Raw genomic sequence first — 228 nt, forward strand, 5'->3', positions numbered from 1 at the left:
GTGTCGAACAAGTACTGAGCCAGCCAGTCGTAACGCACCGTGCGGTTGTAACGCTCAACGTAGGCATTCTGTTGCGGATTGCCAGGCTGAATAAATACCAGCTTAATGCCTTGATTCTCTGCCCACACAGCAAGCTTGTTGCTGATGTACTCAGGACCATTATCACATCGAATAGAGCGTGGTTTTCCACGCCATTCAATGATCTGATCCAGCGACCTAATAACACGT

At 48.7% G+C, this 228-nt stretch carries 1 protein-coding gene; it reads right to left on the reverse strand.

Annotated elements, in window-relative coordinates; genetic code table 11:
• Positions 1-228: DDE-type integrase/transposase/recombinase (locus tag LGT44_RS17680; RefSeq protein WP_230333666.1), on the reverse strand; the 228-nt coding region annotated here is incomplete at both ends.

Source organism: Thalassolituus alkanivorans, from assembly GCF_020447205.1.
GTDB lineage: Bacteria > Pseudomonadota > Gammaproteobacteria > Pseudomonadales > Oceanobacteraceae > Venatoribacter > Venatoribacter alkanivorans.